The organism is Xanthobacter dioxanivorans (assembly GCF_016807805.1).
In the GTDB taxonomy this organism is placed as follows: Bacteria; Pseudomonadota; Alphaproteobacteria; order Rhizobiales; family Xanthobacteraceae; genus Xanthobacter; species Xanthobacter dioxanivorans.
In genome coordinates this window covers 1,896,730-1,922,539 of record NZ_CP063362.1, presented here as the reverse complement: position 1 = coordinate 1,922,539, position 25,810 = coordinate 1,896,730, and the positions used below count along the sequence as shown (strand labels likewise).

Sequence of the window (25,810 nt, the reverse complement as noted above, 5' to 3'; positions counted from 1 at the left end):
CATGCTCCTCCTCCATTGCCCCTATTGCGGCGCCCGGCCGGAAATCGAGTTCCGCTGCGGCGGCGAAGCCCATATCGCCCGGCCGGCGCATCCCGACGCCTGCGACGACGCGGCCTGGGCGGACTTCCTCTATTCCCGCACCAATCCGAAGGGGCCCCACGCGGAGCGCTGGCTGCACGCGCACGGGTGCGGCCGCTGGTTCAATGCGCGGCGCGACACCGCGAGCGATGCCTTCACGGCGAGCTACCCCATGGGGACGCCGCGGCCCGCGGGAGGCGCATGATGGCCGATCCGCAGCCCTTCCGCCTGCCCACGGGCGGGCGCGTCGACCGCACGCAGCCCCTTGGCTTCACCTTCAATGGACAGCGTGTCGCCGGCCTTGCCGGCGACACGGTGGCGTCCGCCCTGCTGGCGAACGGCATCCATCTGGTGGGCCGCTCGTTCAAATACCACCGCCCGCGCGGCATCCTCACCCACGGTTCCGACGAGCCCAATGCGCTGCTCGACCTGGATCGCGGCGCCGGCCGGCGCGATCCGAACAATCGCGCCACCATGGTGGAAGCCTGCGCCGGCCTCGTCGCGCGCTCGCAGAACCATTGGCCGACGCTGGAATACGATGTCGGCGCGGTGAACGATCTTCTCGCCCCGATCCTCGTCGCCGGCTTCTACTACAAGACCTTCAAATGGCCCCGAAGCTTCTGGCACAGGGTCTATGAGCCATTGATCCGCGCCGCCGCGGGGCTCGGGGTCGCGCCGCATGCGGCGGACGCCGAGCGTTACGCGCATCGCCATGCCCATTGCGACGTGCTGGTGGTGGGGGCCGGTCCCGCGGGCCTGGCCGCCGCGCTGGCCGCCTCGGAGCACGGACGGCGGGTGATCCTCGCCGACGAGCAGCCGGAGCCGGGCGGGACCCTGCTCCACGATGCCGCCTCGACCATCGAGGGCAAGCGCGCCATCGCGTGGCGCGACCAGGCGGTCGCCGAGCTTGAGCGCCGGGACACGGTCACCGTGCTGCCGCGGACCACGGCCTTCGGCTATTACAACCACAATCATGTGGCGCTGGCGGAACGGCTCTCCGACCATCTCGCCTCCGCCCCGGCGGGCCTGCCGCGCGAACGGCTGTGGCAGGTGCGCGCCCGCGAGGTGGTGCTCGCCACCGGCGCCCACGAACGGCCCCTCGCCTTCGCCGGCAACGACCGGCCCGGCATCCTGCTGGCGGAGAGCATCCGCGTCTACCTCCAGCGCTACGCGGTCGCGGTCGGGCGGTCCCTCGTCTTCGCGACCAACGGGGCATCGGCCTATCAGGCCGCCGTGGAGGCACGGACCGCGGGCCTTGCGGTGACGGTGGTGGACACGCGGCCGGAAGCCGCCTGCGGGCCGGAGCTCGCCCGGGTCCGCGGCGAGGGCATCGAGGTGCTGACCGGGCACACGGTGGTCGGCTCCCTCGGCCGCAGCCGGGTGAGGGGCCTTCTTGTCGCCCCGGTGAGCGCCTCCGGGACCGTGGGGCAGCGCCGCACGCTGGCCTGCGACGCGGTCGGCCTGTCGGGCGGCTGGACGCCCGCCGTCCACCTCCACTCCCAGTCCCGCGGCCAGCTCGACTTCCGGCCGGACATCGACGCCTTCGTCCCCGGCGCGGCAGCCCAGCGGGCGCGATCGGCAGGCGCGTGCAACGGCGCCTATGATCTTCCCGCCGTCCTCGCGGAGGGCTGGCAGGCGGGCGCGCGGGCGGCGGGAGAGGAAGGCGCGCGGAGCTTCGCCGTCGTCCCGTCCTCCTTCACCGGCTTCGCGCCGGTCCGGCTGCTGCCGACCGACGCCGACCCCGGTCGCGCGCGCGCCTTCCTGGATTTCCAGAACGACGTCACCGCCAAGGACATCAGGCTGGCCGTGCGCGAGGGCTTCGAGAGCGTCGAGCACGTCAAGCGCTACACCACCACCGGCATGGCCACGGACCAGGGCAAGACCTCCAACATGGCCGCCCTCGGCCTCATCGCCGAGGCGGTGCGGCGGCCCATTCCGCAAGTGGGCACCACCACTTTCCGCGCGCCCTACACGCCGGTCTCGTTCGGCGCCATCGTCGGGCCGGCGCGCGGCGCCCTGTTCGACCCCATCCGCACGACGCCCATCGACGATTGGGCGCAGTCCCAGGGCGCGGTGTTCGAGCCGGTCGGCCTGTGGCGGCGCGCCCGCTCTTTCCCCCGGCGCGGCGAGGACATGCGCGCCGCGGTCGCCCGCGAATGCCGCGCGGTGCGCCACGCCGTCGGCCTGTTCGATGCATCGACGCTGGGCAAGATCGAGGTGACGGGGCCGGACGCGCTGGAATTCCTGGAGCGCATCTACGCCAGTTCCCTGGGCGGACTTGAACCCGGCATGTGCGGCTATGCGCTCATGCTGGGCGAGAACGGCTTCATCCTCGATGACGGCATCGTCGGCTGCCTGGCGCCGGACCTTTTCCACGTCACCACCTCCAGCGGCGGCGCGCCCCGCGTGTTCGCCCACATGGAGGACTATCTTCAGACCGAATGGAGCGACCTGAGGGTCCATCTCACCTCCACCACGGAGCAATGGGGCGTCGTCGCCGTGCAGGGGCCCCGCGCCGCCGAGGTGATCGCGCCGCTGGTCGAGGGCATCGATCTCGCGCCGGCCGCCTTTCCCCCCATGGCGGTCCGCGAAGGAACCCTGTGCGGGGTGCCCCTGCGGCTGTTCCGGCTCTCCTTCACCGGGGAGCTGGGCTACGAGATCAACGTGCCCTCCGGCTTCGCACGGGAGGTGTGGGACACCATCTGGGAGCGCGGGCAAGGCTTCGGCATGGTCGCCTACGGCACCGAGGCCACCCATGTGCTGCGCGCCGAGCGGGGCTTCCTGCTCGCCGGCCACGACACCGACGGCACGGTGACGCCCGACGACGCCGGCCTGTCCTGGGCGGTGTCCGGCGCCAAGGCCGACTTCGTCGGCAAACGCTCGCTGCGCCGGCCGGACATGCTGAAGGCCGATCGCCGGCAACTGGTCGGCCTCCTCACCGAGGCGGAAGGCCTCGTGCTGGACGAGGGGGCGCAGATCGTGGCCGATCCGAACGCCGCCGTGCCGGTGCCGATGCTCGGGCATGTCACGTCGAGCTACTGGAGCGAGACCTGCGGGCGGTCCATCGCCCTCGCGCTGGTCTCCGGCGGACGCGGGCGCATGGGCGAGGTCCTGCATGCGACGACGCCCACCGGATTTGCCGCCGTGCGCGTGGTGCCGCCGGTCTTCTTCGACCCCGAGGGAACGCGCGTGCACGGGGGGAGCGTCGGATCTGGAGGGAACGTCCATGCCTGAGCACGCCGCATATCGCTCACCGTTCATCGCGCCGGCTTCCGGCACTGGGGCGGCGGGCATCGTCCCGCTGGGTCCCGCGAGCCGCCACGTGCTGCGGCTCGCGCCCGACGCCGCGGCCGTTGCGGGGCGCGCCGGCCTGTTCGACCTGTCCGGCGCCATCAATTCGGCGCGCGGCACGGGCGAGCGCTTTGCCGCGCGCCTCGGCCCGGACGAATGGCTCCTGGTGGCGCCGGACGGGGATGGATCGGCGGGCCGCGTGGCGGCGGATCTTGGCGGGTGCTTTCATTCCCTGGTGGATGTCGGCCACCGCCAGGCCGCGATCGCCGTCAGCGGCGCCGCCGCGCCGATGATCCTGAATGCGGGCGTGCCGCTCGACCTCGACGAGCGGGCATTTCCGCCCGGCAGCGCCACCCGCACGCTCCTCGCGAAGGCGGAGATCGTGCTGGTGCGCTGGGGCGAGGGCTTTCGCGTCGAATGCGCGCGCTCCTTCGCCCCTTATGTCCACGCCTTCCTCCGCGAGGCGGCACGGGAATACGGGGCGGCGTGAGGCGATCGGGACAAGAAGCATGATCAGCGTGTTCGACCTGTTCAAGATCGGCATCGGGCCGTCCTCGTCCCACACCGTCGGTCCCATGGTGGCCGCCGGGCGCTTTCTCGAGGCGATGCCCGCCGATGCCGCGCGGGTGCGGGTGGAACTCTTCGGCTCCCTGGCCTGGACCGGACCCGGACATGGCACCGATAGCGCCATCTGCCTGGGGCTCCTCGGCGCCGAGCCGTCGCGGGTGGACCCGGACACGGTGCCCGGCCTGGTGGCCGGGCTCAGGGCCCGGCGTCGCCTGGCCTGCGGCGCCGCATTCGATCCGGCCGTCGACCTCATGTTCAACTTCGAGACCCTTCTCCCCGTCCACAGCAACGGGATGCGCTTTCGCGCCCTCGCCGGGGACGGAACGCTGCTCCTGGAGAGGGACTTCTATTCCGTCGGCGGCGGCTTCGTCGTGGCGGCGGAGCAGCCGGAGGAGACGGCGCCGCCGCCGGTGCCCGACCCGTTCACCACCGCCGCCGAACTGCTGGCCATCTGCGCGGATCGCCGCCTGAGCATCGCGGACGTCCAGCTCGCCAACGAATGTGCGCTGCGGGCCCGGACGCAGGTGGAGGCGGAGCTCGACGGGATCGCCCACGCCATGTTCGCGTCCATCGCGCGGGGGCTCGAAGCCGATGGGCTCCTGCCGGGCGGGTTGAAGGTGCGCCGCCGCGCCAAAGGCATCGCCCGGAAGCTGGCGGCGGCGGAGCACTCAAACATGCTCGCGCCCCACGAGGTGCTGGACTGGGTGTCCGCATTCGCCATCGCGGTGAACGAGGAGAACGCGGCGGGCGGGCGCATCGTGACCGCCCCCACCAACGGGGCCGCCGGGATCATTCCGGCGGTGCTGCGCTATGCCCGCGACTTCTGCCCCGGCGCCACGGCGGCGCGGCAGCGCGTCTTTCTGCTGACCGCCGCGGCCATCGGTGGCCTGATCAAGCGCAACGCGTCCATCTCGGGCGCGGAGGTCGGCTGCCAGGGCGAAGTGGGCTCCGCCGCCGCCATGGCCGCGGCCGGCCTCGCCGCGGCGCTGGGCGCCGATCCCCGCCAGGTGGAGAACGCCGCCGAGATCGCCATGGAACACCATCTCGGCATGACCTGCGATCCGGTCGGCGGCCTGGTGCAGATCCCCTGCATCGAGCGCAACGCCTTCGGCGCGCAGAAGGCCATCTTCGCCGCCTCCCTCGCCCTGCGCGGCGACGGCATCCATCATGTCTCGCTGGACCAGGTGATCGAGACCATGCGGCAAACCGGCGCCGACATGCAGTCCAAATACAAGGAAACCGCGCAAGGCGGCCTCGCGGTCAACCTCTCCGCCTGCTGACAGCGCTGCCGCGCCCCCGGCGACCAGGGGGCATGCCTCCCCGGCGGGGCCCGGCAAGCCATGCCGCATGCGCGGGACCGGGGACGACCCCGGACCACTCGGGGTCCAGGCCTCTCCGGCGACCGGCCGTCACCCCTGTCGCCGCGCGGCAACGCCATGTTTCGTCCCGCGTCGGACGGACACGGGGCCGAAGGCCGATTGACATCAAAAAGCAGGCGGTCAACATGACCGGGCGGCGTCCGCCCGCAGGTGGTCGACACGACGGCGGGTTCAACATGGCAACGCGGACGGGACGTGCATAACGGTCAAGGTATCCCCGCAAACGACCGGCATTCGCGGACATTCGGACGACGATCACTCTGCGGGCAGCATTCGAGCGAAACAGTGCGTGCCGGCAGACAAAAAGGACTTTCGGTTCTGCGGGCGGTGTGACGGGCGTTCGTTCTCAGGTCCTTCAAATGCAATTGATCATTCAATTGCCGCCGATGCGCGACCGATCCCTTCATTCGGCGCGCCGCAGAGATGGGAGAGGAAAGCATGAATTTATACACGCCGTCCGTTCCGTTTTTCGTGACCTCTCTGGTCCTGGCCGCACTCGCGCTTCTCGGTCGTGTTATATTGCTTCCATACCTCACGCTATACGGCTTCTGGTTTGCATTGACTGCCTATATCGTCCTCGCGCTTGGCGTCGTCCTGAAGAGGTAAGCATCTCGACCGGACGAATGGAGGGGATGTCATTTTAATTATGAACGAGTATTTTAAGATCGTATCCGCATCTGCGACAGGAGGCTGCAATGATCAGTCTGGTGATTGGAATTTTGATTATCGTCGTCGTCGGCGCGATTTTGTTCTGGGTTATCGATAAATTCTGCACGGATGCCCGGCTGGCATATCTTCTCAAGATCCTCGTGGTCCTGGTCTGCCTGGGCGCGATCATATCCCGGCTGCTTCCGATCCTCGGTTATCCGTCTTATTTTTAGGGGCGCGGCGTCGGCATAATTGCCCCGCGTGTCGCGTGTTCCGCGCGGCGCCGGTTCGCACGCGCATGGTGCCGTCGGCCGCGCCGCCGATGTCCTTGCTTCAGCCGGCCAGCCCCGGGCCGGGGGTGAGCCGGCCGTCGACCACCTCGACGATGCGGTCGCAGCGCCGGGCCAGATCCAGATTGTGGGTGACCACCAGGAACGTGGTCATCCGCTCGCGATTGATCTGCCGCATCAGCTCGAACACCGCGTCGGCCGAGGCCGTGTCGAGGTTGCCCGTCGGCTCGTCCGCGAGCACCAGGGCGGGGTCCATGGCCAGCGCGCGGGCGATCGCCACGCGCTGCTGCTGCCCGCCGGACATGTTGGTCGCCCGGTTGTCGCGCCATCTGCCGAGCCCCACCCGGTCGAGCAGTTCGGCGGCCCGCCGCTCCATCTCCCGGTCGGGATGGCCGCGATCCACCAGCATGGGCATCATGACGTTCTCGGCCGCGGTGAAGGCGGAGATCAGGTAGTGATATTGGAACACGAAGCCGATGGTGTGGCCCCTGAGCTTGGTCAGCGCCTTGTCCGGGAGGTCGGTCGTATCCTCGCCGTTGATGAGCAGCCGCCCCGACGTCGGCCGGTCCAGCAGCCCGACGATGTTGAGGAGCGTGCTCTTGCCGGAGCCCGACGGGCCCATCAGCGCCACGAACTCGCCCGGCCGCATGGTCAGGTCGATGCCGTGCAGGACCTCGGTCTCGACCGGGGTTCCGACGTTGTAGGACTTGCGGATCTGGTCGAGGACGAGAACGTCAGCCACGGATCGCCTCCACCGGGTCGAGGCTGGCCGCCCGCACGGCCGGGGCGACGCCCGCGACGACGCCGGTGAGGGTGGCGATCGCCGCGGCGGCGAGGAACAGGCCCGGCTCGAGCAGGAGCGGAAACAGCTCGGTCCCGTCCACCTGCCGGGCCAGATTGTGCCATAGCACCAGCGCGCCCGCGCCGAGCGCCGAGCCGACGAGCGAGCCGAGGAAGCCGAGCACCCCGCCCTGGATGAGAAAGATCTGCAGGATCTGCCGGCGCGAGGTGCCCATGGCGCGCAGGATGCCGATGTCCTTGGAGCGCTGGATCACCGACACGATCAGCACGGCGGCGATGCCGAACGCCACGGAGAGCGCGACGAACAGGCGGATCAGCGTGTTGGAGTTCTGCTGCGCCCGCACCGCCGTGAAGAACTGGGCGTTGGTGGCGATCCAGCTCTCGGCCTGCACCGGCAGGCTCGCCGCGATCTCCTGGGCGATGGTCTCGGCGGCGTAGATGTCGGTCACCGTCAGGTCGATGGTGGTCGCGCCGCCGATCAGGTTGAGCAGGCTCTGGGCGGTGCGCAGCGCCACATAGGTGTTGCGCTCGTTGGCGCCCTTGTTGCCGAGATCGAAGATGCCGGTGATGGTCAGGATGCGGCGGCCGGCCTCGGCGGAGGTCACGTTCAGCTTGTCCCCCACCGTGGCGCCGAGATCCTTGGCGAGCTCGGTGCCGATGAGGATGTCGTCGGTGCCCAGCCGCAGCTCCCCGGCGACGAGATAATCCGGCACCCGCACGATCTGGAAATAGTGCTCCGGCTCCATCCCGGTGAGGGTGATGGAACGGCTGGCGTCGCCGCGCACCGCCAGCATGGCCCCCGATGCGGTCGGGGCGGCGACGCGCACGTCCGGCCGCGAGCGCATGGCGTCGCGGATCGCCTGCCACTGGTCGATGGACAATACCCGCTGGGCGGGGCGCTGCACGATGGCCGCCTCGTACACCCCCTCGCCCTGCCGCAGCGCCCGCGCCACCTCGTCGGGCGGCAAAAGCTGGATCTGCGGCTGGGAGGTGAGCACCCGCTTGATGAAATTGGCCTGAAGCCCGGCCAGCATGGCCGACATGAAGACGATCACGCCCACCCCGATGGCGATGCCGCTCAGGATGAAGGTGGTCTGCATCCGCCCCTCGGCGAGGAAGCGCAGCGCCGCGATCCAGGCGAAGGGCAGCCAGCGTCTCACGCCTGCACCGGCCGGATGCGCTGGCCGGCCCGGACGCCGGACGAGAGCGGCACCACCATTTCCCCCGGCGCGACCCCCTCCAGGATCTCCACATAATCCCCGGCGCGCAGCCCGATGCGCACCTTCTGCGCCCGCGGCCGGCCCTCGCGCACCACCAGCACCCAGGGCGCGGCGGATGTCGCATCATGCACCGCCCGCGCGGGGACGATGACCGCCGCGGGACGGCGATCCACCGCAATGTCGACCGAAACGGTCATGTCCTGGCGCAGATAGGCCGGGGGATCGACGACCGTGAGCTTTACTTCCACCGAGGCCCGGGTGATGTCGACGGAAGGATTGATATAGGTCACCGTGGCGGCGAAGCGCTGGTCCGGATAGGCATCGGCGGAGGCCAGCGCGCTCTGCCCGAGCTTCAGCAGGCCGAGATTCTTCTCGTCGATCTGCAGCACCAGTTGCATGTCGCCGGCCGGGGCCAGGACGAGGAGCGCCTTGCCGGCCTGGACGACGGCGCCGCGCTCCACGTTGCGGGTGATGAGGACGCCATCGCGCGGGGCGGTGATGGTGGCGTAGCCGAGGCGCGCCTGCACCATGGTGAGATTGGCGCGCGCCTGGTTGAGCTGCGTCTCCGCCATCACATAATCGCTGCCGCCGGGGCTGCTGGTATAGACCTGCAGCTCGGCGGTGCGCACCTGCGTGCGGGCGACATCGATCGTCTTGGTGGCGTCGTCGAGCGTGACCCGCGTGCCGGCGCCGCTCTTGGCGAGCCGCTCGGCGCGCTCATAGGCGGCCTCGGCATTGGCGAGGTTGGCCTTGGCCTGCTTCAGCGCCTCTTCGGCGGCGGGCCGGGTCAGCTCCTGCATCTGGCGGACGCGGGCTTCCGCCTGCGCCTGCGCGCCTTCGGCCTGCACCTCGAGGGCCTTGAGCTCGTTCGTCTCGAGGACGATGAGCGGCTGGCCCTGTGTGACCGCCTGCCCTTCGTCCACCAGCACCTCGCGGACCATCCCGGTGATCTGGCTGCCGATCTCGACGCGGAACGCCGTCTCCACGTGACCGCTCGCCACCACGGTCTTCACCAGCTCGCCGCGGGTGGCGGGATAGACAACGACCTCCGGACCCAGCAGCCAGCGGGCAACGGCCCAGGCGATCGCCGCGACCGCGAGGACGGCCCCGCCGATCAGCCACTTGCGCGCCCATGCCGCACGGATGATGCGGTATGGGCGCCGTCGCTCGGACCCGCGGGCGTATTCGGCTATGTTCGTCTGCTCCACCGCGTTTCCTTTAGTCAGGTTCGACCCCAGCCGCATTGCGCTCGATCATGGCGCCGCCGGCGTCCCACCGATCCAGGCCCGCGCCCCACCCTTGACTAATGCCCGCCCGATCTGGATGTAGAGACGGTGCCCTGCCAAGGACGTCCAGTGACACAGCCAGTCAAGGCTCTTGATACCAAGTCTGCGGAATCTCTGTCGTCGGAGGCCTTTCGAGCGATCGAGGAACGCATCGTGACCCTGGCCTTCGCCCCCGGCAGCACCTGGTCGGAGGCCGCCATTGCGGAGGCGGTGGCCATTGGCCGGACGCCGGTCCGCGAGGCGCTCCAGCGGCTCGCCGTGGGGCATGTGGTGAAGATCGTGCGCGGGCACGGCATCGTTATCTCGCCCATCGACCTGCAGACCCAGCTGCTGGTGATCGAGACCCGCCGCGAGCTGGAGCGGCTGGTGGCGGTCCGGGCGGCGCGGCGCGTGCTCGCCTCCGACAAGCGCGAGCTGCGGCAGCTTGCGGACGAGCTCGAGGAAATCGGGCAGACGCATCAGATCAAGGGATTCCTGAGCAAGCAGTTCATCTACAAGGAGCGGCTTGCCGAAATTGCCGGCAACCCCTTCGCCGCCGCCGCGCTCGAGCCGCTCCACCTCCTCACCCGCCGCTTCTATTTCCGTTACCACCCCGACCTCGAGGACCTGCCCGAGGTCACGGCGGTTCACGCCGCGCTTTTGCGCGCGGTGGCGAGCGGCGACGAGGCCGCGACCGCGAAAGCGGTCAAGCGCATGATCGACTACGCCGAGCAGCTCACCCGCCGGATCGTCGAGCGCGAGCGCTGATACATAAGATAAATCAGTAATCTATCGGCATTTTCCAAGGCGCCTCCCCGGCCCCCTTGACGCCGCCCTCCTTTTGGATATTTTTGCGATATATTACAAAAATATCGGAGTGAGGCGCCGTGGAACAAGGATGGCAGGGACGGGATGACCGGCCTCCCCTGGATCTTGCGTGCGACGTGCTGGTGGTCGGGGGCGGGGCCGCCGGCCTTGCCGCAGCGGTCACCGCCGCGCGCCAGGGGCTCAAGGTCACGCTGCTCGAACGCTACGGCTTCTGCGGCGGGGCGGCGGTCGCCGGCCTCTCCGGGACCGTGTGCGGCATGTACGAGGCTTCCGACGACCCGTCCCGTCCGCCGGTGCAGACGGTCTTCGGCTTCCTGGATGATTTCATCGCCCGCATGGAGGCGCGCGGCGGGATCACCGGGCCGGTGCGCTACGGCAAGACCTTCACCCGCGTGCACGATCCCCTCGCCTGGCGCGAGACGGCGGACGACCTTCTCGCCGATGCGGGCGTCAGCGTGCTCTACCACACGGTGGTCACGCAGGTGCTGACCGCGGATGGCCGTGTCGAGGGCGTCTGCGGCTACACCAAGCAGGGGCCGCTCGCGGCGCGCGGACGGATCGTCATCGACGCCTCGGGGGACGCGGACGTTGCCGCCATGGCGGGCCTCGCCTGCACCGTCGGCGACGGGGGCCGGGTGCAGAACCCCACCATGATCTTCCGCATGATGGGCGCCGACGTGGACCACCTGAGGCAGGTGGAAGGGGAGGATTCCATCCTCGGCCCCCATGTCGGCGACCTCATCGCCAAGCTCCACGCGCAGGGGGAATACGTGCTCCCCCGCTCGAAGATCTTTCTCTTCCCCACGCCGCGGCCCAACGAGATCCTGTGCAATGTCACGCGGGTCGTCGGGCGCGACGGGCGCGAACTCAATCCGCTCGTCGTCGCGGACCTCACCGAGGCGGAAATCGAGGGCCGCAAGCAGGTGCGCCAGTATGAGCGCTTCCTGCAGAACCACGTGGCCGGCTGCGCGCAGGCCTTCGTCAACGACACCGGCGTCCAGGTGGGCGTGCGCCAGACCCGGCAGATCGTCGGCACGCGCCGCCTCGCCAATGCGGACGTCCTGGAGGGACGCAAGTTCGCCGACGGCATCGCCCGCTCGCCCTGGCCCATCGAGCTGCATTCGGGCGCAAAGCCCAGGCTCGAATGGCTCCTGGAGGATGTCTACGAGGTGCCCTACGGCTGTTTCGTGCCCGAGAGCGGAGAAGGTCTCCTCGTCACCGGCCGCTGCCTTTCGGCCGAGCACGAGGCCCTCGCCTCCGCCCGCGTCACCGCCCAGTGCTTCTCCTACGGCCACGCCATCGGCCATGCCGCCGCCCTCGCCGTGAGGGAAAGCGTGGCCCCCCGCGACATCGACGGGCGCGACCTGCGCCAGGTGCTGAACCGCGATGGCGCGCGGCTCGACTGACGGATTTCTGAAAGGGAGCATTCCATGATCAAGGAGGATCGCCGCGGGTCGGTCTGCGTCATCGAGATCGACAGGCCCCGCCGGCGCAACGCCCTCGACCACGCTACCGTCGCCGCCATGCGGGTCCGCTTCATGGCCCTCGACAGCGATCCGGACGTGGCGGCCGTCGTTCTGTCGGGCACGCCGCCGGGCTTCTGCGCGGGCTCGGACCTCAAGGAGCTCGCCACCCTCGACCGGGACGGCATGGCCGAGCACGAGGCGGAGACGGCGGCCTTCGCCCGCGCGCTCTCCTTCATGTCGAAGCCCGTGGTGGCCGCGGTGTCCGGCTTCGCCCTGGGCGGCGGCTTCATCCTGGCGGCCTCCTGCGATGTGGTGATCAGCGAGGCGGCGACGCGCTGGCACCTGCCGGAAGTGACGAACGGCTGGATTCCGCCATGGGGCCTCACGGTGCTTTCCGCCCGCTGCGGCCCGGTCGCGGCCCGCCGCCTCACCTGGGGCGCTCGGCCCATCGACGGGCTGGAGGCGGTGCGCCTCGGCGTGGCGGACACCCTGGCGGAGCACGCCCTCGACGCGGCCATGGCCGAGGCCGAGGCGCTCGCGAAGCTCCCGGCGGAGGCGGTGGCCTCCACCAAGCGCTTCTTCGCGCGGCAGATCATGGGCGCGGGCGAGGCCGACGACATGGAGGCGAACCGCCTGTTCGCCGAAGATTGCCGCGGCGCCGCAGCCACCGCCACCTTTCAACGCTTCGGAATGCGCGCATGAACGCCCCCGTTTCCCTCCGGAAGAGCAAGGTGGTTTCTGCGGACGAGGCGGCGAGCCTCATCCGCGACGGGGATGCGGTGGCCTGCGTCGGCGTGATCGGCTGGATCACGCCGGACCGGGTGCTCAAGGCGGTGGGCGATCGCTTCTCGGCCTCCGGGACACCGCGCGGCCTCACCTTCTATTTCCCGGTCGGCACCGGCGACGCGGTGGACATCCGGGGCATGGATCACGTGGCCCGCGAAGGCCTCATGAAGCGCATCGTCTCCGGCTCCTACATCAATCCGCTCAACCCGAGGACGGGCGAGCGGCCGGCGCTCATGGGGCTCATCCGCGGCAACAAGGTGGAGGCCTATTCCTGGCCCATCGGCGCCACCATGCACTGGCTGCGCGAAGTGGCCCGCCACTCGCCCGGCTACCTCACCAAGATCGGCCTTCGCACCTATATCGACCCGCGCCTCGGCGGCGGGAAGTTCACCGAACGCTGCGCCGACGACCTGGTGGAGGTGACGCAGTTCCGGGGCGAGGAGTATCTCTTCTACCCCTCCTGGCCGCTCAACGTGGGCATCATCCGCGCCGCCTCCTCGGACGAGTTCGGCAACCTGTCCTGGGAGGACGAGCCGCTCACGTCGAGCAGCCTGCAGATCGCCCTCGCGGTCAAGGCCTGCGGCGGCAAGGTGATCGCCCAGGTGCGCCGCATCGTGCCCCGCCATTCGCGGCCAGTGGCCTCCGTGCGGGTGCCGGGGGTGCTGGTGGACGCGGTGGTGCTCGACCCCGACATGGTGATGAGCACGGGCGTGGCCTATGACCCGGGCTATCTGGGCGCGGCGAGCCACGAGATGAACCTGCCGCCGCTGCCCCTCTCGGCGGACAAGGTGATCGCCCGCCGGGCGGCCCGGGAGGTGCGGCCGGGCGAAGTCTCCATCTTCGGCTTCGGCGCTTCCGCCGACGCGCCGCAGGTGATGGCCGAGGACGGTCTGCTGGCGGGCGACAAGCTCTACGACTACCTCTTCACCACCGAGCACGGCCCGTTCGGCGGCTTCGTGATGAGCGGCTGGCAGTTCTCCGCCAACTGGAATCCGGAGGCGCTGCTCGACGGGGCGTCCCAGTTCGACTTCATCGATGGTGGCCTGTGCCCGTTCGCGGCCCTCGCCTTCGCCCAGTTCGATGAGGAGGGCAATGTGAACGTGAGCAAGTTCGGCGTGGCCAATCCCGGCGCCGGCGGCTTCATCGACATCGCCACCAACGCAAGGCGCCTCGTCTTCACCGGCACCTTCACCACCGCCGGCCTCGCCTGCGGGTTCGAGGGCGGCCGGCTGGGCATCGCCCAGGAAGGCAAGGTGTCCAAGTTCGTGCGCAACGCCGACAGCATCACCTACCGGGTGCGCGAGGGCGTGCGCGAGCGCGGGCAGGAGGCGCTCATCGTCACCGAGCGCGCGGTATTCCGCGTGGAGGCGGACGGCCTCGTCCTCGCGGAAGTGGCCGAGGGCGTCGACGTCCGCCGGGACATCCTGGACCTGATGGCGTTCGCGCCGGTGCGGATCCTCGATCCCCTGCCGCGCATGGATCCTTCGCTGTTCGCCTGAACAATTCCGTGAGTCCCCGACCAACGGGGCAAATTGGGAGGAACCAAGACGTGGTAACACGACGCAACATGCTCGCCGCCGGCGCCGGACTTGCGGTGGCCGGCGGGCTTTCGGCTCCCGCCATCGCCCAGAAAACCCATCGCTGGCGCATCCAGACCCTCTGGCAGGCCGGCACCGTCAACCAGCAGGCCTTCGAGCGGTTCTGCGAGAACGTGAAGGCGATGACGGAAGGCCGCGTGCAGATCACGCCGCTCGCCGCCGGCGCCGTCGTCGGCACGCTGGAGACGCTCGACGCCGTCAGCCGGGGCCTGCTGGACGGGCACCATCCGGCCACCGTCTACTGGACCGGGCGCAATCCGGCCTTCGGCGTCCTCGGCGACCTCAACGGCGCCTACGACACGCCTTACCAGGCCCAGGACTATTTCGAGAATTACGGCGGGCTCGACCTGCTGCGCGAGACCTACAAGCCGTTGAAGATCTATCCCATCGGCGTCGCCTGGTGGGGCATGGAATCCATCCCGGTGAACCGGCCGGTGCGCAGCCCAGATGACCTCAAGGGCCTGAAGATGCGGCTCCCCCAGGGCATGTCGGCGGACATCTTCGCCAAGTTCGGCGTGGTGGCCGTGAACCTGCCCGGAACCGAGGTGTTCAGCGGCCTCGACCGCGGCGTGATCGAGGCCGCCGACTGGGGCACCCTCGGCATGAATGCAGAGATCGGCCTGCACGAAAAGGCCAAGTACGCGCTCTTCCCCGGCTTCCATTCCATGCCGGTGGGCGATGTCTCGGTGAACCAGGAGCGCTGGGACGCGCTCAGCCCGGACCTCAAGGCCATCCTCGCCACCGCCGTACGCGACTTCTGCCGCGACATGATCCAGTCCGTCGGCCGGCAGGATGCCTCGACCGCGGTGGCGCTGGCGGAAAACAAGGTGGAGCTGATTTCCTGGAGCCCGGATTCGCGCCGGAAGTTCCGCGATGTCGCGGCGCAGGTCTGGGCAGACTACGCAAAGAAGAACGATCTCTGCCGAAAAGCGATCGAAGGCCAGATGGCCTATCTCAAGAGCCGCGGCCTGATGGGCTGAGCAGGCCGCTCCGGGCGTGGGACATCCTGCGCCCGGCTCTGGGAAGGAAAAGCGCCATGAAGCTGTTCGACCGCGCGATCGCCGCCTTCAGCGACACCATCGCCTGGATCTACTTCGCCATTTTTCTGATCACGACCTACGACGTGGCGGCCCGCTACATCTTCCATGCGCCCACCGTCTGGGGCGCCGACCTCGCGATCGCGCTCGCCGGCGTCCATTACATGCTCTCCGGCGCCGGCGCGCTTCAGCGGGGCGATCATGTGCGGATCGACGTCATCTACAACCTCCTGCCGGCGCGGGCGCGGGCGTATTCGGATGTCGCCTCCGATCTCATCATCATCGCGGTGCTCGTCGCGCTGATCTGGTTCGGCATCATCCAGGCGGTCCCGTCAGTGCAGGATTTCGAGACCACGGGCACGGCCTGGAACGCGCCCACGCCGGTGATCATGAAGCTCGCCATTCCCATCGGGGCCGCCCTCATGCTCGGGCAGGCCGTCGTCCTTCTCGTCCGCCGCCTGCGCGGACAGGCCGGGCCACCCGCCGAGACTGCCGACGCCTCCTCCCGACCGCTCGATTGAGCCGCGTCCGCCTCCGACTGGCACAGGAGACACCATGTCTATCGAATACGGTACGCTGCTGATCGTGGTCCTCATGGTCGGCCTGATGGTCATCGGGCTGCCCCTCGCCTTCGTCACCGCGTTCACAGCCGGTGTGTTCGGCTTCATCCTCTTCGGCGCCGACAGCTTCTTCCTCATCGTCAGCCGCATCTACACGCTGATGAACAATTACGCGCTCATCTCGGTGCCGCTCTTCGTCCTCATGGGCTGCATCCTGGAGCGCAGCGGCCTCGTGGAGGGCATGTTCCGATCGCTCCACCTGCTGGTGGGGCGCATTCCCGGAGGCCTCGCGGTCGCGACCATCGCCGCCTCCACCATCATGGCCGCCATGGTGGGCGTGATCGGGGCGGAGATCGTCACCCTCGGCCTCGTCTGCCTGCCCGCCATGCTCCGGCGCGGCTACGACAAGCGCCTCGTCAGCGGGGTGATCTGCGCCGGCGGCTCGCTTGGAACCATGATCCCGCCTTCCGTGGTGCTCATCGTCTACGGCCTGGTGGCGCAGGTCTCCATCGGCAACCTCTTCATGGCGGCCATCGGCCCCGGCTTGCTGCTGGCAATCCTCTACGCCGGGTTCGCCGTCTTCATCTGCTGGAGCCGGCCGGACCTCGCCCCGCCGCCGGACCCGAGCGAATACGCCGTGCCGCTTTCGCAGCGCATGGCCGAGATGCGCCAGCTCATCGCCCCCGCGGTGCTTATCGGCTTCGTGATGACCTGCTTCTACACCGGCATCGCCACCCCCACGGAGGTGGGCGCGCTCGGCACGCTGGGCGCCCTGGTCATCCTGGTGCTCAACGGCCAGTTCACCTTCGAGAACCTGCGCCATTCGGTGATCCAGACCGGACGAACAGTGGCCATGGTCACATGGATCTTTTTCGGCGCCTCGGCCTTGGTGGGGATCTATACGCTCGCCGGCGGCACGGACTTCCTGCGGGCCGAGATCCTCGACCTCGGCTTCGGTCCGCTCGGCACGCTGCTGCTCATGATGGGCATCCTCATCGTGCTCGGCTGCTTCATCGACTGGATCGGCATCGCGCTGCTCACCATGCCGATCTTCGTGCCGATCATCAAAAGCCTCGGCTACGATCCGGTGTGGTTCGGCATCCTGTTCTGCATGAACATGCAGATCTCATACCTGTCGCCGCCCTTCGGCCCCGCCGCCTTCTACCTGAAGGGGGTGGCGCCGCCGGAGGTGTCGCTGAGCGACATCTTCGCCGGAGTGTGGCCCTTCATCATCCTTCAGCTCGTGGCGCTCGCGACGGTAATCGCCTTCCCCCAGATCGCCATGTGGCTCCCCGCTCATACCCAGTGAGGACGCCATGGGAAAGCGCGCCCGTCCGCGCAGAGGCGGCCCGCCGGGCGGTGCGCCGCCTCCCCTTGCGACATGCAACGCTGATTTTCCTTGAGAGGATGCCATGCTGCTCGATCTGACCGACGACGAGACCCTGTTGAAATCGAGCCTTGAGGCGTTCGCCCGGCAGGAGCTGGCACCGCGCATCAAGCCGTTCGTCGACCGCCACGAGTTTCCCACCGAGCTGGTCAAGGCCTTCCTGGCCCTGGGCTTCATGGGCACCGCCTACGACCCGGACCATGATGGCGGCGGCCTGGGCACGAAGGGCGCCGCCATCGTCGCGGAGACGCTGGCACGGGTGGAGCCGGGCTTTGCCGCCATCTATCTGTGCAACAGCGCACCCATGACGGTGATCGCCCGCTACGGCTCGCCGGAGCTGAAAGCCAGATGGCTCGGGCCGCTGTGCCGGGGCGAGACCCTCGCCTCCTTCGGCGTTTCCGAGCCCCACGGCGGATCGGACGTCGCCGCCACCCGCACCCGCGCGGTGGAGGACGGCGATGATTTCGTCATCACCGGATCGAAGATCTTCTCCACCAATGCGGGCACGCCGCTGCACGGCCTGTCCACGGTCATCGCGACGACGGATCCCGACAAGGGCGCCAAAGGGCTCTCCACCTTCGTGGTGCCCGTGGGTACGCCGGGCTTCCGGGTGGGCAAGGCAGGACGCAAGGTGGGCTGGCGCATCGCTGATTCCGTCGAGCTCTATTTCGACGAATGCCGTGTCCCCAGGGCCAACATGGTGGGCAATCGGGGCGACGGGCTCAAGCAGATCCTCACCACGCTCTCCATCGGCCGCATCCTGGTGGCGGCCGCCGCCCTCGGCCTGTCGCGCAAGGCGGTGGACCTCGCCCGCACCTATGCCGCGCAGCGCAAGGTGGGTGGCGCGCCCATCCTCTCGAACCAGGGCCTCGCCTTCCCCCTGGCCGACGCGCTCACCAAGATCCATGCCGCGGAACTGATGGTCCGCAACGCCTCGGCCATCGCCGATGCGGGCCGGCCCTTCCGCACCGAGACTTCGATGGCGAAGCTGTTCGCCAGCGAGATGGCAGGGGAGATCGCGGATCTCGCGGTCCAGGTGCACGGCGGTTACGGCGTCTTCGAGGAGTTCGACGTCTCTGGCCTCCTGGGCGAGGCCAAGGTGCTCCAGATCGTCGAGGGCACCAGCGAGATCCAGCGCCTCATCATCGCCCGGGAACTGGCGGAATAATCGCCATTTCTGCCTGTTCTTGGCGCCGCCGCAACACGACGCCGGATTGATTTGTTTGCGGCGCCACCTCGAACCGTGGTGCGCGAGGGAATAGATCTGGCTCACGCCCCGCCTGCACCGTCGCAAGGCAAGGGCGGCCAGAGGCCAGGGCCTGAGGGTCGCGTCCACAGGGTCTCGTCCGTGCGGGTCCGCGCCGGCTCGCCGACCCGTCCTCGAGGCCAGGCCCGGCTTGGCAGCGGGGTTGGAAAGCTCAACGGTAGCTGGTACCTGTCCGTACGGACAGGATTGGGTTGGGGTTGAATCAGACGGAATGTCACCGCGACGCCTGAGACGGCTATCCTTAGCCAGCCCTCGCGCCCCTGGATTGCTTGGTTCCGTGACTTTCAGCCTCGCGGGTTGCACAGGACAGATCAGCCCCTCTGTCGCGCTCTTCGGCGCTTATATTCCGTCTTGGCTGATCTGCGTGGCGGGCAACGCGCTGCGCGCCGCGCTTGAATCCCACAAGGCGGCGAGCGCGCTCGCCTCGGCCGCTTCCACCACCTACGATGCGGCCCTCGCGGCCTACAGGAACGGCGTGGGCACGGTTACCGTCGCCGACAGCGGCCTGCTGGACGCGCGTCAGGCGCAGGCCGACGCCCTTATCGGGGCGGCGGACCTGGCGTTCGTGGTCGGTGCCATGACGTCGGGGGACGCATTCACCGCGGCCGTGCAACGGCAGGGTTCCATCGCACACTGAGGAGGAGACATCTTGGCATCCACCCCCCCGAGCGCAGGGCTGCGCAGCGAGCTTCTGGACGACGTCTATTCGGCCGGCGATCTCGCGCGGGCGCTGCCGAAGTTCTCCTTTCCCAGGGCGGAGCGTGATCCGCGGCACGTCTTCGCCTCGGTGCGCGACGAGCTGATGCTCGACGGCAACTCGCGCCAGAACCTCGCCACCTTCTGCCAGACCTGGGTCGACGACGAGGTCCACGACCTCATGAACCTGTCGATCGACAAGAACATGATCGACAAGGACGAGTATCCGCAGACGGCCGACATCGAGGCGCGCTGCGTCGCCATGCTCGCGGACCTGTGGAACTCGCCCGATCCGCGCGGAACCATCGGCTGCTCCACCGTCGGCTCCTCGGAAGCCGCGATGCTCGGCGGCCTCGCCCTGAAGTGGCGCTGGCGGAAGAAGCGGCAGGCCGAGGGCAAGCCCGCCGACAGGCCCAACCTCATCTGCGGGCCGGTGCAGATCTGCTGGCACAAGTTCGCGCGCTATTTCGACGTGGAGCTCCGGGAGATCCCGCTCGAGGGCGACCGGCTCATCATGAACGTCGAGGAGGTGCTGAAGCGGGTCGACGAGAACACCATCGGCGTCGTGCCCACCATGGGTGTCACCTTTACCTGCCAGTACGAGCCGGTAAAGGCTGTGAGCGACGCGCTGGACAAGCTCCAGGCGGAGACCGGCCTCGACATCCCGATCCACGTGGACGGCGCGAGCGGCGGCTTCCTCGCCCCGTTCTGCGCCCCCGACATCTTGTGGGATTTCCGCCTCCCGCGCGTGAAGTCGATCAACGCGTCCGGCCACAAGTTCGGGCTTGCCCCGCTGGGCGTGGGCTGGGTGGTCTGGCGCGAGGCGCGCGACCTGCCGGAGGAACTGGTGTTCAACGTGAACTATCTGGGCGGCAACATGCCGACCTTCGCGCTGAACTTCTCGCGGCCCGGCGGACAGGTGATCGCGCAATACTACAACTTCCTGCGCCTCGGCCGGGAGGGCTACGCGAAGATTCACGGGGCCTGCTACGCGACGGCGCAGTATCTCGCGCAGGAGATCGCCGCGCTGGGGCCGTTCGAGATCCTGTTCGGGGGCGAGAGCGAGGCGGGGATACCGGCGCTGTGCTGGACGCTGAAGGACGGGGCGGGCATCGGCGGCTACACGCTCTATGATCTCGCCGACCGCCTGCGCAGCCGGGGCTGGCAGGTTCCCGCCTATTCGATGCCGGCGCACCGGGAGGACCTCGTGATCCAGCGCATCCTGGTGCGGCACGGGGTGAGCCTCGACCTGGCGAGCCTGCTGGTGGCAGACATGAAACGCGCCATCGACTTCTTCGAGAAACACCCCGTCGCACGCCCCATGACGCAGGACGAGGCCAGCGGCTTCAACCACAACTGACCCGATCGGGGAGGCTTCGCCGCGCTCGAACGCCCCCCTTTCAACTGGAGAAGACGGCTGCATGTGCACGTCACTCGGATACAAGGACGCCGCCGGAAATGCCTATTTCGGCCGGACGCTCGAACTCACCACCGACCTGCCCTATCAGGTCGTCTACCTGCCCGCCGGGCACGAAGCCACCTCGCAGATCCCCGGTCACCCGCCGCTGAAGCTTGTCGCGCGCCATGCGATTCTCGCGGTCACCATGCCCTACCGCGTGCCGACGCCGCAGATGCCGTTGACGATCTCCGATTTCAAGATTCTGGAGGGCCTCAACGACCAGGGCCTGACCTTCAGCCTGCTGTCCTATCCGGCGGCAGGCGGCAGGCAGACCTCCGTCGACGTCACGCAGGCGGTGCTTTCGGCTTCCGATCTCGGGGTCTGGGCGCTGGGCCAGTTCGCCTCGGTCGCGGACGTGAAGGCCGCCCTTGCCGAGCAACCGGTGATGCTTCAGCCGCTTGCGCTGCTGGGCGGCGTAGAATCCCCCTTCCACTACGTGGTGCACGACGCCACGGGAGCGGCGGCCGTGATCGAGTTCGATCATGGCACCATGACCGTCTACGACAACCCGGTCGGCGTGATGACCAACGGGCCGAAGTTCGACTGGCATCTGACCAACCTTGGCAACTACACATTCCTCTCCAACGTGGACAAGTCGAGCGCGACGTTCGGCACCTACAAGGCCGTCCAGCCCGATTCCGGCATCGCCACGGCGGGGCTGCCCGCCTCGAACACCTCGGTCGGCCGGTTCGTGCGCGCGGCCTTCTACGCGCAATTCACCGAGAAGGCTGCCTCACCCGATCTCGCGGTCCAGACGCTGGCCCATATTCTGAACACGTTCGACAGGCCGCGCGGCGCCACCATCGACTATCCGGACCAGGGCGGCGGCCACCTGGAGGTGCAGGGCCTGGCGCAGGGCGGCGCGGAGCCGTATGCGACCGAATTCACCTGCTGGACGAGCCTGTCCGATCTCGACCGCAAGCAGTTCTTCGTGCGCGACTATCGCAGCCTGAATTTCACCTGCTTCGACCTGAAGGCACTCGCGGGAACGGGGGCCGCGGCCATGATCCCGCTCCAGAAGCTCTCCGGTGGTCCGGTCGACGCCACCGGCCTTCTGGCCGGCAAGACCGCACATTGAGCAACCCTGCTGTGCGCCGGCGGCGCACGGCATGCCACCTCAACGGCGGAACGAACGCGCGACAGGCGGGCCGCGATCCGCCGTCTCGCGCGCCGCCGCGGTCCCGTCCCTCTTGCGAGATCTGCGAATGAAAGGTCACTTCCTCCATCCGAGCGGGATCCATATGCGGATCGAGGGCCCTTGGCCTTTCATCACGAGCCGCAGCTATACGCGCGCCGGGCATCACATCGTCTGGCTCGCCCGCCGGCACCGGAAGGGGCTGGATCTTGCAGCCCGGGCGCGCGATGCGACCATTCCTCCCATCTGGCAAAGCCCGGCGTACAATTGGAGCGTGGGGGCGATCTTCGCGCTCGGATCCCTGCTTTTCGCGATCGGCAGCGTGATGAGCCTGATGCCGCAAGGGCCGTGGCAGCCGTCGGCTCTCTCGACCAATGTGGTGTTCTTCCTCGGCTCGGTTCCGTTCACGACGGCTGGATATCTGCAGCATTTCCAGGCCGCGAACGCTTCCGCGTTCACCCTCGATCCGGCAACGCCCGGCCGGCGGCATCTGACGCTGATCGGCTGGCACCCCGCAAGCGCGGGGTGGCTCAGCACGTTCACGCAATTCGTCGGCACGGTCGCGTTCAACTTCAACACCTTCGACGCCATCGTCGCGTCCAATGCCTGGTACGTTCAGGATGTGGCGGTCTGGGTGCCCGACATGGCGGGATCGGCGCTCTTCCTCATCTCCGGCTATCTCGCCTTCATCGAAACCGGGCACCGCTACTGGAGCTGGCGACCGAAAGACCTCGCCTGGCAGATCGTCTTCGTGAACCTGATCGGATGCATCGCCTTCATGATCGCGGCGGTTCTCGCCTATGTCCCGCGCGGTCCGCAGCCGGGCTGGATGGCGACGGTTTCGGTGGTCCACCTTCTTATCGGTGCGCTCTGCTTCTTCGTCGGTGCCATCCTTACGATGCGCGAGAGCAGGTTCCCGGGGGCTTGATCCCGAGCTTTGGCGCGGCCGCGCCTGCGTTCGTGCGCAAGCCAGCGGAACCGAGGCGGGCATCGCCGAGACGCCACGGGCGGAGGGCGCACGCGCCGCGCAAGGGCCGGAACTCTTCGTTCGCCGGCCAGACCATGACAGGCCCCGACTAAACCGCGCGACCATGCCCCGGCGCGGATCACGTCCTCGCCGGGGCACGGCTCCCCGTTCCTCCGCAGCGGGGGAATGCGGAGGTCACGACCACAAGAGATGGGAAACGGAGGAGGCGGCGCGTCAGGCCGCGCAGGTCGGACGTGCCCGACGCCGGGCCGCGAGACCTTCGATCTCCGCAACGAAGCGCTCGCGCGCCGGCACCTCGGCATGCAGGGCATCGGCGATCCTGCGCGCATTCTGCGCGAAGGCGGGCTGGTCGATCAGCCGGCAGATGGCTGCGGCGATAGTGCCGGCGTCGCTCGCCGGGTCGAGCCGCAGGCCCGCGCCGTGATATTCGACGCGCGCGGCATTCTCGTTCTGGTCGCGGCCCATGGGCAGGACCAGCAGCGGCACGCCGTGGCGGAGCGCGCGCAGGGTGGTGCCGTGCCCGCCATGGGTGATGGCCAGGGTCGCCCGCGGCAGGATCGCCTCGTGCGAGGCCGACGCCACGACCCGCACATTGGGCCGGGCCGGGAGGTCCGAGGCTTCGAGCATGTCGCCGAGCGTCACGACCGCCTCCACCGGCAGGGCGCCCAGCGCGTCCACGAGGCGGGCCAGCACGGCGCCCTGCCCCTGTTCCGTGGTGCTGAACGAGACCAGCACGCGCGGCCCCGCCGCCGCCTCGAAGCCCACGCCGCTCCCGGCCGCCCAGCTCGGCTCGCGCAGCAGCGGCCCGATGTAGCGCACGTCCTCGGGAAGCCCGGCGACGGGAAAATCGAAGGCCGCGCTGGTCGCCAGCAACTGGAGGTCGGCGGCGTGCATCTGGTCGAGCACGCGGGCGAGCGGCGTCAGCCCCAGCGAGGTGCGCGCGGCGTTGAGGTGCGGCAGGAAGCCGTTCCACAAGGCCTCCACCGCCCCGGCGACCGCACGGTCGCGTTCGTGATCGGCGGCGTTGGCGGCCGGAAGGAATCCGGGACCGAACGGGGGGTGTCCCGGCAGCGGGGACAGCGAGACGTTGGGCGCGAGGACCGCGGTGGGAATCTGCGCCACCTCCCCCGCCAGCACGCTGCCGAACAGCAGGTCGCTGGCGACCAGCACGTCGGCCGGGCGCACCGTCATCACGTCGATGAGATCGCGCGCATAGGCCTCGCAGGGGCCGAGGAAGATCCGCTCGGACCAGGCCGCCATGACGGCGAACGGATCGGGCCACTCGCCGTCACGCACCGGAGCACTTGCCGCCGAGCGATCGGGCCGGTTCGGCGCCCGCTTCCAACCCACGAAATGCGCGCCCGCCGCCCGTGCGTCGCCGGCGATGGAATCGTCGGCGACGAGGGTCACGTCGTGGCCGCGGGCGCGGAGCGCCTCGATGGCGGCAAGTATCGGCGGCACGTTGCCGCCGCCCTCCCATCCGGCCACGACGATGCGCAGCCGGCCCGTGGGGGCCAGTGTGGGTTCCATGTCCATCCTCCTTATATGCCGGCGTTCGGGCGCCGGCGCCCTTCAATCCTCGCGGAGCAGCCGCTCCACGATCTGCGTCATCAGGCGCTGCGTCCGCTCGGCATCGTGGCCTTGCCGACGGCGCATGAGATGCCAGACCCAGACATCCGTCACCGCCAGGAGCTCGGCGAAAAGATCGTCCCGCCGCGCGCCTTCACGCCGGTCGAGCCACGGGCGGAACATGTCCATGATCCATTCCCGGTGGCCGCGGCGCCCCTGGTCCAGAACCGCGCCGAACTCGGGAATGCGATCCTCCTGGTTCAACGTGCGCACCACCAGATCGCCGCTGCGCTCGTAGTCGGCCATGAGGACGCCGATGATGCCGGCCACATCGGCTGGCGCGTCCTGCCAGCGATGCGTCCGGATCGTGCTGTCCTGCTGCGCGGCGAGCGCGCTCAATAGCCCGGCCTTGCTGCCGAAGCGGCGGATCACCGTCTGGCGCGTGGTGCCGGCCGCGGCGGCGATCTCGTCCAGGGTGACCTCGTCGAACCAGCGCGTCTCCATCAGCGTCGCGAAGGCCTCGACGATCTGCTGCTCGGTGCCGCGCACCGCGCTCTCCCGCGCCACCTGCCGATAGGGCCTCGCCGCCATGATCAACTCCATTTCGCGTTACATTGAGTAACACGAAATATGAGCCTGTCAATGGCCCGCGCCGCCCGGTCTCGCGGGACGGCGCCGACCCCACTCGTCTTGCCGCCGGGCGATCACATGCCACACCCGGGCCCGGGAACGGCCTGAGCAGCCGCCTCCCGCCCGATCTCGGGAAGTCCGCTTAAGAGCGCCTCACACAACCTGCTGGTGGCTCTGGCGCATAGGATTGCAGCGGCGAGGACGAGGAAGGCGCGATAAAGGTCGGCTTGGCGCCGGTAGCGGATGGCGCGGCGGGCTGCGACCAGTTCCGCGCCATGCGCGATAGATTTCCTCTCCATGGCTCACATGACAGTGGATACGTGATTGATAGACAGCCATCCCATCGCTCATGGCAGAGCGAAGGGGACACCGAAAACCTGAGTGCCGACCGATGGTCCATCACGCGCGACCGAAGGTGAATGGTCCCCATTCTGCCGAGCGATCCCCAATCTGCGCTACGATCGAGCCAGATGCGCGCTGCGGCGAGCTTGAGGGCTGCGAGGAAACTTTCCGGGCGGCGGCCGTGGCGGATGGCGGGGCCCGCATCTGCTTGATGCAGCTGAGGAAGCGCTCGATGTGGTGCCTCTGGTGGCGGAGCCAGGGGCTGAAGGCGAGGTTGCGCTTGCGCATTGTGCGGGGCGGCACATTGGCAAAGGCGCCGCACCCCGTCGTCTCGGCACGGATGGCGTCGGTGTCATAGGCACATCCCGCCACGGCGCCCGGTGCGGACCCGCCAGAGAATGCCCTTGGTCACCCGGCTCGATCACCCGAGCAACGCCCCGTGGCTTGTTCGGCAGCAGCGGGGCGATGATCGCCCATTCCCCGTCGGCCAGATCATTGCGGCGCATCTCTTCAGGCCCCCGGT

The 25,810-nt window shown here is 68.9% G+C and carries 22 protein-coding genes and 1 pseudogene; 17 read left to right on the top strand and 6 right to left on the bottom strand.

All coding sequences use genetic code 11. The annotated features are described in order from the left end of the window. Nucleotide 1 precedes the first annotated feature (1 nt). From EZH22_RS09090 to EZH22_RS09070, 5 genes are all read left to right on the top strand, one after another. Nucleotides 2-283, top strand: a complete 282-nt coding sequence (locus EZH22_RS09090; protein WP_203195325.1) for a sarcosine oxidase subunit delta — start codon at nt 2-4, stop codon at nt 281-283. Further along, on the top strand, nt 283-3,312 hold the full coding sequence (locus EZH22_RS09085) for a sarcosine oxidase subunit alpha family protein (protein ID WP_203195324.1): 3,030 nt from the start codon (nt 283-285) through the stop codon (nt 3,310-3,312). Before EZH22_RS09090 ends, EZH22_RS09085 begins: the two co-directional genes overlap by 1 nt. After that, on the top strand, nt 3,305-3,859 hold the full coding sequence (locus EZH22_RS09080) for a sarcosine oxidase subunit gamma (RefSeq protein ID WP_203195323.1): 555 nt from the start codon (nt 3,305-3,307) through the stop codon (nt 3,857-3,859). Before EZH22_RS09085 ends, EZH22_RS09080 begins: the two co-directional genes overlap by 8 nt. A 19-nt stretch (nt 3,860-3,878) precedes the next feature. Then, nucleotides 3,879-5,216, top strand: a complete 1,338-nt coding sequence (locus tag EZH22_RS09075) for an L-serine ammonia-lyase (protein WP_203195322.1) — start codon at nt 3,879-3,881, stop codon at nt 5,214-5,216. A 794-nt stretch (nt 5,217-6,010) separates the two neighbouring features. Beyond that, nucleotides 6,011-6,196 (top strand): hypothetical protein, encoded by a 186-nt coding sequence (locus tag EZH22_RS09070; protein WP_203195321.1) that lies wholly within the window; start codon nt 6,011-6,013, stop codon nt 6,194-6,196. A gap of 100 nt (nt 6,197-6,296) precedes the next feature. Here EZH22_RS09070 and EZH22_RS09065 read toward each other — a convergent pair whose 3' ends face one another. The 3 genes from EZH22_RS09065 to EZH22_RS09055 are packed head-to-tail and all read right to left on the bottom strand — an operon-like array spanning nt 6,297 to nt 9,482. Next, a complete protein-coding gene (locus tag EZH22_RS09065) occupies nt 6,297-6,995 on the bottom strand; it encodes an ABC transporter ATP-binding protein (RefSeq protein WP_203195320.1) in 699 nt (232 codons plus the stop codon). Further along, nucleotides 6,988-8,214, bottom strand: coding sequence for an ABC transporter permease (locus EZH22_RS09060; protein ID WP_203195319.1), 1,227 nt, complete (start codon nt 8,212-8,214; stop codon nt 6,988-6,990). Before EZH22_RS09060 ends, EZH22_RS09065 begins: the two co-directional genes overlap by 8 nt. After that, complete coding sequence (locus tag EZH22_RS09055; RefSeq protein ID WP_408647687.1) at nt 8,211-9,482, bottom strand: efflux RND transporter periplasmic adaptor subunit; 1,272 nt, start codon at nt 9,480-9,482, stop codon at nt 8,211-8,213. Before EZH22_RS09055 ends, EZH22_RS09060 begins: the two co-directional genes overlap by 4 nt. Before the next feature lie 231 nt (nt 9,483-9,713). Here EZH22_RS09055 and EZH22_RS09050 point away from each other — a divergent pair, with 231 nt between their 5' ends. The 12 genes from EZH22_RS09050 (at nt 9,714) to EZH22_RS08995 (ending at nt 22,686) form a co-directional block, all read left to right on the top strand. Then, nucleotides 9,714-10,307, top strand: coding sequence for a GntR family transcriptional regulator (locus EZH22_RS09050; protein ID WP_203195317.1), 594 nt, complete (start codon nt 9,714-9,716; stop codon nt 10,305-10,307). 119 nt (nt 10,308-10,426) lie between these two features. Then, the gene (locus EZH22_RS09045) at nt 10,427-11,773 is read left to right on the top strand and encodes an FAD-dependent oxidoreductase (RefSeq protein WP_231711397.1); all 1,347 of its coding nucleotides are present in this window, start codon (nt 10,427-10,429) and stop codon (nt 11,771-11,773) included. 24 nt (nt 11,774-11,797) lie between these two features. Then, nucleotides 11,798-12,535: an enoyl-CoA hydratase/isomerase family protein gene (locus tag EZH22_RS09040; RefSeq protein ID WP_203195316.1), complete on the top strand. Its 738-nt coding sequence runs from the start codon at nt 11,798-11,800 to the stop codon at nt 12,533-12,535. Then, nucleotides 12,532-14,118, top strand: coding sequence for an acyl CoA:acetate/3-ketoacid CoA transferase (locus EZH22_RS09035; RefSeq protein ID WP_203195315.1), 1,587 nt, complete (start codon nt 12,532-12,534; stop codon nt 14,116-14,118). Before EZH22_RS09040 ends, EZH22_RS09035 begins: the two co-directional genes overlap by 4 nt. A gap of 50 nt (nt 14,119-14,168) precedes the next feature. Continuing rightward, nucleotides 14,169-15,197 (top strand): TRAP transporter substrate-binding protein, encoded by a 1,029-nt coding sequence (locus EZH22_RS09030; protein ID WP_203195314.1) that lies wholly within the window; start codon nt 14,169-14,171, stop codon nt 15,195-15,197. A 56-nt stretch (nt 15,198-15,253) separates the two neighbouring features. Further along, complete coding sequence (locus tag EZH22_RS09025; protein ID WP_203195313.1) at nt 15,254-15,775, top strand: TRAP transporter small permease subunit; 522 nt, start codon at nt 15,254-15,256, stop codon at nt 15,773-15,775. A gap of 34 nt (nt 15,776-15,809) precedes the next feature. Beyond that, nucleotides 15,810-17,123 (top strand): TRAP transporter large permease, encoded by a 1,314-nt coding sequence (locus EZH22_RS09020; RefSeq protein ID WP_203195312.1) that lies wholly within the window; start codon nt 15,810-15,812, stop codon nt 17,121-17,123. Nucleotides 17,124-17,226: 103 nt separating this feature from the next. Beyond that, the gene (locus tag EZH22_RS09015; RefSeq protein ID WP_203195311.1) at nt 17,227-18,369 is read left to right on the top strand and encodes an acyl-CoA dehydrogenase family protein; all 1,143 of its coding nucleotides are present in this window, start codon (nt 17,227-17,229) and stop codon (nt 18,367-18,369) included. A 376-nt stretch (nt 18,370-18,745) separates the two neighbouring features. Continuing rightward, nucleotides 18,746-19,105 carry a hypothetical protein gene (locus EZH22_RS09010; protein WP_203195310.1) on the top strand — a complete coding sequence of 120 codons (360 nt, stop codon included), beginning with the start codon at nt 18,746-18,748 and terminating at the stop codon, nt 19,103-19,105. Between the two features lie 12 nt (nt 19,106-19,117). Next, on the top strand, nt 19,118-20,524 hold the full coding sequence (locus EZH22_RS09005) for a glutamate decarboxylase (RefSeq protein WP_333473714.1): 1,407 nt from the start codon (nt 19,118-19,120) through the stop codon (nt 20,522-20,524). Between the two features lie 61 nt (nt 20,525-20,585). After that, on the top strand, nt 20,586-21,701 hold the full coding sequence (locus EZH22_RS09000; RefSeq protein ID WP_203195309.1) for a linear amide C-N hydrolase: 1,116 nt from the start codon (nt 20,586-20,588) through the stop codon (nt 21,699-21,701). A 163-nt stretch (nt 21,702-21,864) separates the two neighbouring features. After that, nucleotides 21,865-22,686 carry a hypothetical protein gene (locus tag EZH22_RS08995; RefSeq protein WP_231711396.1) on the top strand — a complete coding sequence of 274 codons (822 nt, stop codon included), beginning with the start codon at nt 21,865-21,867 and terminating at the stop codon, nt 22,684-22,686. Nucleotides 22,687-22,959: 273 nt separating this feature from the next. On the opposite strand, the gene EZH22_RS08990 is transcribed toward EZH22_RS08995, so the two are convergent. The 3 genes and pseudogenes from EZH22_RS08990 to EZH22_RS32825 form a co-directional block, all read right to left on the bottom strand. Next, on the bottom strand, nt 22,960-24,276 hold the full coding sequence (locus EZH22_RS08990; protein WP_231711395.1) for a glycosyltransferase: 1,317 nt from the start codon (nt 24,274-24,276) through the stop codon (nt 22,960-22,962). 42 nt (nt 24,277-24,318) lie between these two features. Continuing rightward, the gene (locus EZH22_RS08985) at nt 24,319-24,864 is read right to left on the bottom strand and encodes a TetR/AcrR family transcriptional regulator (protein ID WP_231711394.1); all 546 of its coding nucleotides are present in this window, start codon (nt 24,862-24,864) and stop codon (nt 24,319-24,321) included. A gap of 779 nt (nt 24,865-25,643) precedes the next feature. Next, nucleotides 25,644-25,793 (bottom strand): annotated as a pseudogene (locus tag EZH22_RS32825) (transposase); the annotation flags it as partial. Between the last annotated feature and the right edge of the window lie 17 nt (nt 25,794-25,810).

Bases quoted from the DNA above. Each gene is read 5' to 3' on its own strand.
- EZH22_RS09090 (WP_203195325.1), top strand. From the start codon at position 2: ATGCTCCTCCTCCATTGCCCCTATTGCGGCGCCCGGCCGGAAATCGAG.
- EZH22_RS09085 (WP_203195324.1), top strand. From the start codon at position 283: ATGGCCGATCCGCAGCCCTTCCGCCTGCCCACGGGCGGGCGCGTCGAC.
- EZH22_RS09080 (WP_203195323.1), top strand. From the start codon at position 3,305: ATGCCTGAGCACGCCGCATATCGCTCACCGTTCATCGCGCCGGCTTCC.
- EZH22_RS09075 (WP_203195322.1), top strand. From the start codon at position 3,879: ATGATCAGCGTGTTCGACCTGTTCAAGATCGGCATCGGGCCGTCCTCG.
- EZH22_RS09070 (WP_203195321.1), top strand. From the start codon at position 6,011: ATGATCAGTCTGGTGATTGGAATTTTGATTATCGTCGTCGTCGGCGCG.
- EZH22_RS09040 (WP_203195316.1), top strand. From the start codon at position 11,798: ATGATCAAGGAGGATCGCCGCGGGTCGGTCTGCGTCATCGAGATCGAC.
- EZH22_RS09035 (WP_203195315.1), top strand. From the start codon at position 12,532: ATGAACGCCCCCGTTTCCCTCCGGAAGAGCAAGGTGGTTTCTGCGGAC.
- EZH22_RS09025 (WP_203195313.1), top strand. From the start codon at position 15,254: ATGAAGCTGTTCGACCGCGCGATCGCCGCCTTCAGCGACACCATCGCC.
- EZH22_RS09020 (WP_203195312.1), top strand. From the start codon at position 15,810: ATGTCTATCGAATACGGTACGCTGCTGATCGTGGTCCTCATGGTCGGC.
- EZH22_RS09015 (WP_203195311.1), top strand. From the start codon at position 17,227: ATGCTGCTCGATCTGACCGACGACGAGACCCTGTTGAAATCGAGCCTT.
- EZH22_RS09000 (WP_203195309.1), top strand. From the start codon at position 20,586: ATGTGCACGTCACTCGGATACAAGGACGCCGCCGGAAATGCCTATTTC.
- EZH22_RS08995 (WP_231711396.1), top strand. From the start codon at position 21,865: ATGCGGATCGAGGGCCCTTGGCCTTTCATCACGAGCCGCAGCTATACG.
- EZH22_RS08990 (WP_231711395.1), bottom strand. From the start codon at position 24,276: ATGGAACCCACACTGGCCCCCACGGGCCGGCTGCGCATCGTCGTGGCC.